Annotated in this window: 6 protein-coding genes; 5 read left to right on the forward strand and 1 reads right to left on the reverse strand. The window is 62.2% G+C overall.

Annotation, left to right across the window (positions count from 1 at the left end; all coding sequences use genetic code 11):
* Window positions 1-8: 8 nt before the first annotated feature.
* The 3 genes from NMG80_RS30100 (at window position 9) to fae (ending at window position 2590) form a co-directional block, all read left to right on the forward strand.
* Entirely contained in the window at window positions 9-1031 is a 1023-nt protein-coding gene (locus NMG80_RS30100) for an ATP-grasp domain-containing protein (protein WP_254021486.1), read from the forward strand.
* A 63-nt stretch (window positions 1032-1094) separates the two neighbouring features.
* A complete protein-coding gene (locus tag NMG80_RS30105) occupies window positions 1095-1916 on the forward strand; it encodes a triphosphoribosyl-dephospho-CoA synthase (RefSeq protein ID WP_254021487.1) in 822 nt (273 codons plus the stop codon).
* A gap of 167 nt (window positions 1917-2083) precedes the next feature.
* The gene (gene fae / locus NMG80_RS30110; protein ID WP_254021488.1) at window positions 2084-2590 is read left to right on the forward strand and encodes a formaldehyde-activating enzyme; all 507 of its coding nucleotides are present in this window, start codon (window positions 2084-2086) and stop codon (window positions 2588-2590) included.
* 355 nt (window positions 2591-2945) lie between these two features.
* Here the strand turns inward: fae and NMG80_RS30115 are convergent, their stop codons facing one another.
* Window positions 2946-3644 (reverse strand): HisA/HisF-related TIM barrel protein, encoded by a 699-nt coding sequence (locus NMG80_RS30115; RefSeq protein ID WP_254021489.1) that lies wholly within the window; start codon window positions 3642-3644, stop codon window positions 2946-2948.
* Window positions 3645-3697: 53 nt separating this feature from the next.
* Here NMG80_RS30115 and NMG80_RS30120 point away from each other — a divergent pair, with 53 nt between their 5' ends.
* Window positions 3698-4732, forward strand: coding sequence for a hydantoinase/oxoprolinase family protein (locus NMG80_RS30120; RefSeq protein WP_254021490.1), 1035 nt, complete (start codon window positions 3698-3700; stop codon window positions 4730-4732).
* A 400-nt stretch (window positions 4733-5132) separates the two neighbouring features.
* Complete coding sequence (locus tag NMG80_RS30125) at window positions 5133-6719, forward strand: adenylate/guanylate cyclase domain-containing protein (RefSeq protein WP_254021491.1); 1587 nt, start codon at window positions 5133-5135, stop codon at window positions 6717-6719.
* Window positions 6720-6800 lie beyond the last annotated feature (81 nt).

Below are 6800 nucleotides of genomic sequence, written 5' to 3' on the forward strand. Positions count from 1 at the left end.
GCGCTGCAATGTATCAGTCTGTCATCCGCCTGCCGGGCCGCTCGTCTTTCCGTATACCGGTACCAAGGCGCGACATGATCCCCCGCATCCTGATCGTCAGCGATGTCTCGGACGCCCGTTCCAAGGGCCTGGCGGCAAGGCTGGACCGGCGCGGCGCCGTGGTCGCAACCGTGCCGCTGCCGGCGATCGCGTTCGACACCGGCAGCCCGAGCGGGCTGTCGATCCCCGGCTTCGATGGCGCGCTGCCCGACGCCGTGCTGGTCCGTTCGATCGCCGCCGGATCATTCGAAGCGGTCACCCGGCGCCTCGGCGTGCTGCACGCATTCGGCAAGCTTTCCATTCCGGTGTGGAATTCCGCGCAGGCGATAGAACGCTGCGTCGACAAGTCGATGACGACCTTCCTGCTGAAGAATGCCGGCCTGCCGACGCCGCCGACAACAGCGGTCGAGGGTTTTGCCATGGCCGAAGCGGTCGCCAAACGCGAACTGCCGTTCACGCCGCTGGTGCTAAAACCGCTTTTCGGCGCCCAGGGCCGCGGCATCCGGCTGATCAAAACACTGTCCGATCTCCCCGCCGAAGACGAGGTGAACGGCGTCTACTACCTCCAGCATTACGTGCCGCGTCCCGGCCCTCCTTTCCGCGATTTTCGCGTTTTCGTCTGTGCCGGCGAGGTTTTGGCGATGATGAGCCGTCGTGGCGACGACTGGATCACCAACGTCAATCGCGGGGCGGTGCCAGAGCTGGTTTCGGGGCTGGTTTCGGGGCATGGCGAAACCGAACTGGCGGCGCTGGCAAGGGCCGCCGCCGCCGCTATCGGCGCGGATTTCGCCGGCGTCGATATCGTGCCGGCGGTCGACGGCAAGCTGTTCGTGCTGGAGGTCAACAGCATGCCCGCCTGGTCGGGGCTGCAATCGGTCGTGGCGGTGAACATCGCCGATGCGATTGCCGACGCCCTGCTGAAATTCCTGGCTGATCGCCCAGAGTCGGCGGCAGCGCGACCCTACCGCCTCACCGCGCCGGCGAATTCGTGACGAGCCGCTAGCATGGCGCTTTCGCGAGAACGCCTCCGGGCTGCCTACAAGGACGCCTGCCGGATGGAGATCGAGGCGCTGAAACCGGGCAACGTCCATCTGTTCGCCGACGGGCACGGCATGTCCGCTGCCCAGTTCATGACGAGCGCGGAGGTCTCGTCCGGACCGCTGACCGACCCGCGACTGCCGGTCGGACAGCGCATGCTGGAAGCGGTCCGCGCGACACGTCTGGCGGTCGCGACCAATACCAATCTCGGTATCATCCTTCTGGCAGGGCCTCTGCTGTGCGCCGCCGAAATGGCGGGCGCCCCACTGCACGACAATTGGCTGCGCGACAATCGACTGCGCGATAATCTCGACGCGGTGCTGCGCGCGATGAGCATGGACGATACCAGGGCGGTGTTCGAGGCGATCGTCACCGCCGCGCCGGGCGGCCTCGGAGAGGCCGCGAACGATGTGCGGCAGGAGCCGAAGGTTCATCTGCTCGAAGCCATGCGGGAGGCGGCCGACCGCGACCTGATCGCCCGCCAGTATGTTACTTGTTTCGGCGACGTGTTCGGCGTCGGGCTTGCGGCTCTGCAAGCGGCGTTGGGGCGCGGCGAAGGCGGCATGTGGCCGACGGTGTTCGCCTACATGGCGTTTCTTGCCGGCTTTCCCGACAGCCATGTGGTGCGCAAGCATGGCGCTGAAGCCGCAGATCAGGCGCGGCAAGAAGCCCTTGCCGTTGAAGCGGCGCTGCATGCCGACGACGACGAGGCATCACGCATTCGTCTGCTGATTGGGCTCGACCACCGGCTGAAGCAAGACAACGTCAACCCCGGCACCTCGGCCGACCTGACCGTGGCTACTCTTTTAGTCCACCTCCTCGGCGTTCAGCTTGCATAATCGCAACGTTGGTGGTTGACTTTCGGGAGCGGAAGCTGGGCTTCCGCGGCTATCCAGCCAACCGGTCCGGATCCCCGGGCGCTGCCAACAAGGATAGCTGTCCATCGAGCGCTCGCTCGGTTTGCGGCGTCTTTGGGCACCATAACTGTGTCTTGGAGGAAATTGGCATGGCAAAGATCTCGAAAGTAATGGTCGGTGAATCGCTGGTGGGAGACGGCAACGAAGTGGCGCATGTCGACCTGCTCATCGGCCCACGGGGGAGCGCAGTCGAAACAGCATTTTGCAACGCGCTAACCAACAACAAGGACGGCTTTACCTCCCTTTTGGCGGTGATCGCGCCCAATCTTCAGTGCAAGCCCAACACCGTGATGTTCAACAAGGTCACGATCAAGGGCGCCAAGCAGGCCGTGCAGATGTTCGGCCCGGCCCAGCATGCGGTCGCCAAGGCCGTGCAGGATGCCGTCGCCGAGGACATCATTCCCGCCAACGAGGCCGACGATGTGTTCATCTGCGTCGGCGTTTTCATCCATTGGGACGCCGCCGACGACGCCAAGATCCAGAAGTACAATTACGAAGCGACGAAGGAAGCCATCCAGCGCGCGGTCTCGGGAACGCCGACGGCCGCCGAGGCCACGGCCAAGCGGGATCAGGTGAAGCATCCGTTCGCGGCTTAGACAAGAGACAGCCCCGCACAGGCAAAACCCTCCGCGGAGCCGGATGGTCTGTTGCGTCGCCTGAAAAAGCTTCTGGGCCTTTAATGCATGTCGCGCAAAAGTGTGCAGCGGTTTTGCGATAACGACATGCATGAAAAGAACAACCTAAAGCGCGTCGCATGAGGCCGGTCAAACGCGACGCGCTTTAGAGCACCGGACCCAAAACTGCCCTCGGGCCTGATCCGAGGGTTGAGGACCAGTATTTGGGAATCCTATGCTCCAGCAAAGAGACAGAGCGGCGAGACGATCGACTTGATTGCCGCCGCTCTATAAGGCTCGGGTTTCCGCGGCCGAAGTTCGAGGCTGCACGAAGATGTTAGGTGCCAAGCGTTGCGAGGTGCCCCGGCGTGAGCGTGCCGTCATGCAGCGAGGTCGCAACCAGCGCCGCGGCGATACCGAGTGACGAAAGGGCGCGAATGTCAACCTCATTGCGCACCCCGCCGGCCGCGATGACCGAGCGGCTTCCAGCCTGCGCCTTGATCGCCTCGAGCCGCGTGAAGTCGGGACCGGAGGCGGAACCAACCTTGGCCAGTGTCATGACGATCACCTTTTGCGGCCAAAGCGCCGGCTCGTCGAGAAATGCTGCCGGTCCGCGAAATTCGTCGTCGAAGAAATCCAGCGACAGGATAACCTTCGGATGATTGCAAAAACGCCGCAACAGCGCGTCGTCCTGTTGCGATTCGGAACCCAGCACCGGGTAAAGCCTGGGTTCGGCAAGTGCTGCCGAAAGTGTTTTCTCGTCGGCGATGCCGGCATCGAACCAAAGCTCCGGCGGCTCCGCCATCGCCTTCAGCCGGGCAAGCGCGCCACTGTTTGGCGTTCCGCCTTCGATGGCGTCGAGATCGGCGATATAGAAGGTCGGAAAGGGGTAAAGCCGGCGCAGGCCCTCAGTGACCGCGACGACATCGGAAGTTTTGCTGAGCGGTGTGACGATCGGCCTGTAGCGATTGCGTTTTCCTTGTTGGGCGCGCACCACTTCGCCGCCTTTCAGGTCGAGAACCGGAATGATACGCAACGCTTTTCTCGCCGACCAACTGCCCCTGACCAACTGTGATGAAAGCTTGAAGCGTGGAAAAAAGAAAGAGCATCGTTGCCGGCTTCGATATTGGCGGCGCGCATCTGAAGGTGACGCGAGCGCAAGACGGCCGCATCGTCGAGGCAGTAACGATCGCCACGCCGCTTTGGCTCGGGCTTCATACCCTGGCCTTGGCATTCGAGGAAACGGCTCCGATCTATGCCGGCGCCGACCTCAACGCATTCACCATGACCGGCGAACTGGCGGATGTCTTTCCGTCCCGCGATGCCGGCGTCGCGGCTCTGCTGGATGAGATTTCAACCCGTTTCCCAAGCGAAAACTTGATCTATGCCGGGCCGTCCGGCTTTGTCGGGGCCGAGCAGGCAGCGCGGCTGAGCGCCGATGTCGCCTCCGCCAACTGGCACGCGACAGCGTCGTTGGTGGCAAAGCTCGCCGGCGATGCCCTGTTCGTCGACATGGGCTCGACCACCACCGACATTATCGCCATTAGAAATGGCGCCGTCGCCAATGACGGCTACACCGATTCCGGACGGCTGCTGAGCGGCGAACTGGTCTATACCGGCTTCACCAGGACGCTCCTGTTCGGTGTCGCCTCGTCGGCCCCCGTCCGCGGCAGGCTGACACCGCTGATGAACGAGTATTTCGCCTCGATCGCCGACGCGCACCGGATCCTCGGGGTGCTCGACGAAAAGGACGACAGGCACGCTTCCGCCGACGGCAAGGAAAAGACCGTCGATGGCTCAATCGTGCGGCTGGCGCGCATGATCGGGCGCGACGCCGCCGACCTGACCCTGCCGGAATGGCAGGAAATCGCACGCTGGTTCAGCGAACAGCAATTGCGCAAGATCCACGACGCGGCGTGCCTGGTTTCCGGGTCCCTTGCCCGGGATGCGCCGATCGTTGGCGCCGGAACCGGCCGCTGGCAGATCAGGCGGCTGGCCGAACGCATGGAACGCCGCTTCGTCGATTTCGCCGAGATCGTCCTCGCAGATGACGCCGTCCGCGGCGAAGCCAGCAGCGTGGCACCCGCATCAGCGGTGGCGCTGCTGGCGGGATCGCAATTGTAGGCGCTAAATCATGGCCATCCGATCGATCGGAGCGATGAGGTACCGGCCTGGGATTGGCCCGGCTTGAAAGATCTCAACCCGTACCAGCGCATCAAAAATCAGACCGCGCGCAAGGTCGCAACAGGGTGAAACCCGACGTTCGGCACCGCTCGGCGCATGTCCGGTTCGCGCCCAATCTCGGACGTTGACGTCAGCATTGTCACTTCCTGAAAGCGGACATTGGAGACTTCAATCCAAACTGATCGGATGTCTGCTATCGATTTCTGGAGTCCAGAAGCTGCCGGACCGATCTCGACCTGATCTCGCCATCGTGTTCTCACCGAGCCACTGGCGCTGGTAGCGAGCCGCGAATGAAGGTATAGTTCAGGTATTGGATTACGGGTGGGCGGTAACCTGGACAATGGCGGGATTGGGTGAACAGATTGCGCGTGAGCAACGCACCATGGGACCGCTCCTGGTTGCGGCAGTGGTCGTCGGCCTTATAGGTCTGCCCGTCGCAGCCTGGCTCGACCTCCGAGATCTGTCGGAACGCATGCTGCGCACGCAAGCCAGCGAAATCAGCCGGATCATCGACGACATGCGCGGATTCTACGGCAGCGACGTCGTGGGACGGGTCCTGAAAGCAGACGGCGCCGTGACCGCGACGCACAATTACAGGGACGTGCCAGGTGCGATCCCTATCCCAGCAACCCTCTCAATCGAACTCGGCAAGCGCATCAGCGCTCACGACGGGTCCGTCAAATATCGCTTCGTCTCGGACCTACCTTTCAAAGGCCGCGAGCCCCACCAGCTAGACACATTCGAGCGCAACGCAATCTCTGCCTTTCGCGCCAATCCAAGTGAGCCCATCATCGAAGCCTCGGGTTCGCTGCTTGAGCGACACGTTCGCGCGGCGGCTCCCGTAGTAATGGGACAAGTCTGCGTCAACTGCCATAACTCGCACCCGGACAGCCCCAAGACAGACTGGAAGGTGGGGGATGTCCGAGGTATCCAGGAGATATCGGTCGCCCAGCCGATCGGGGCGAACGTCCTCTCTTTCAAGTATCTGCTTCTGTATTTCGGCTTCGCAGCCGCGGCGGGTCTGACGTTCATTTTCCTGCAGCGTCGGCAGTCCGCCTTGGTTCACGGCATGAACACGGAACTCGCCGAGGCAAACGACTTTCTGGCCGCAATTTCATTGAAGATCGCCAAATATCTCTCGCCTCAAATTTATAAAAGCATCTTCAGCGGCCAAAAGGACGTGACTATCGCGACCGAGCGCAAGAAGCTCACAATCTTTTTCTCAGATATCAAAGATTTCACCGCGATCGCGGAACGGCTCCAGCCTGAGGACCTCACGGCACTCCTCAACGAGTACTTCACCGAGATGTCAATGATCGCGCTCAAGCACGAGGCTACGGTCGACAAGTTCATCGGCGACGCACTTCTTGTGTTCTTCGGAGACCCCGAGACAAAGGGTGTCGAGGAGGACGCGAGGGCCTGCTTGCGCATGGCTGTCGACATGCAGCGCCGGCTAGAGCAGCTGAACAGGTTGTGGCGTGATCGAGGAATTGAGCAGCCGTTCCGAGCTCGCATGGGCATCAACACGGGCTATTGCAATGTCGGCAACTTCGGCTCCGATGATCGCATGGACTACACGATCATCGGGGCCGAAGCGAACCTAGCGGCCCGCCTGCAATCGATTGCCGAACCTGGCGGCATCTGCCTTAGCTATGAGACCTATGCGCTCGTGCGCGACCTTGTCCGAGCGCGTCCGTTGGCGCCGATCGCCATGAAGGGGATCAGTCGGGAGGTTGTCCCCTATGAAGTCGAGGGCCTCCTTGGTGAACTGGCACAGCGCCCTCAGGTCATCAGCGAGCACGCGACTGGCCTCGACCTGTTCCTCGATGTCGAAGCGATCGACGAGAACGGGGTCGAACGGGCAAAGAAACGTCTTTCGGAGGCGCTCCTGGCCTTAACCGCCCGAAGCAAGCCCGCTACTTTTTAGCAGGGTCTTTGAACGTCCGGTTCTGCCGCTACAGGGCCGTTTCGGAAACGCACCCTCGACCCAAGGACGAAGCCGCTCGCG

This window comes from Mesorhizobium escarrei (assembly GCF_935825525.1).
Lineage (GTDB): Bacteria > Pseudomonadota > Alphaproteobacteria > Rhizobiales > Rhizobiaceae > Mesorhizobium > Mesorhizobium escarrei.

Bases quoted from the DNA above. Each gene is read 5' to 3' on its own strand.
- NMG80_RS30100 (WP_254021486.1), top strand. From the start codon at position 9: ATGTATCAGTCTGTCATCCGCCTGCCGGGCCGCTCGTCTTTCCGTATA.
- NMG80_RS30105 (WP_254021487.1), top strand. From the start codon at position 1,095: ATGGAGATCGAGGCGCTGAAACCGGGCAACGTCCATCTGTTCGCCGAC.
- fae (WP_254021488.1), top strand. From the start codon at position 2,084: ATGGCAAAGATCTCGAAAGTAATGGTCGGTGAATCGCTGGTGGGAGAC.
- NMG80_RS30125 (WP_254021491.1), top strand. From the start codon at position 5,133: ATGGCGGGATTGGGTGAACAGATTGCGCGTGAGCAACGCACCATGGGA.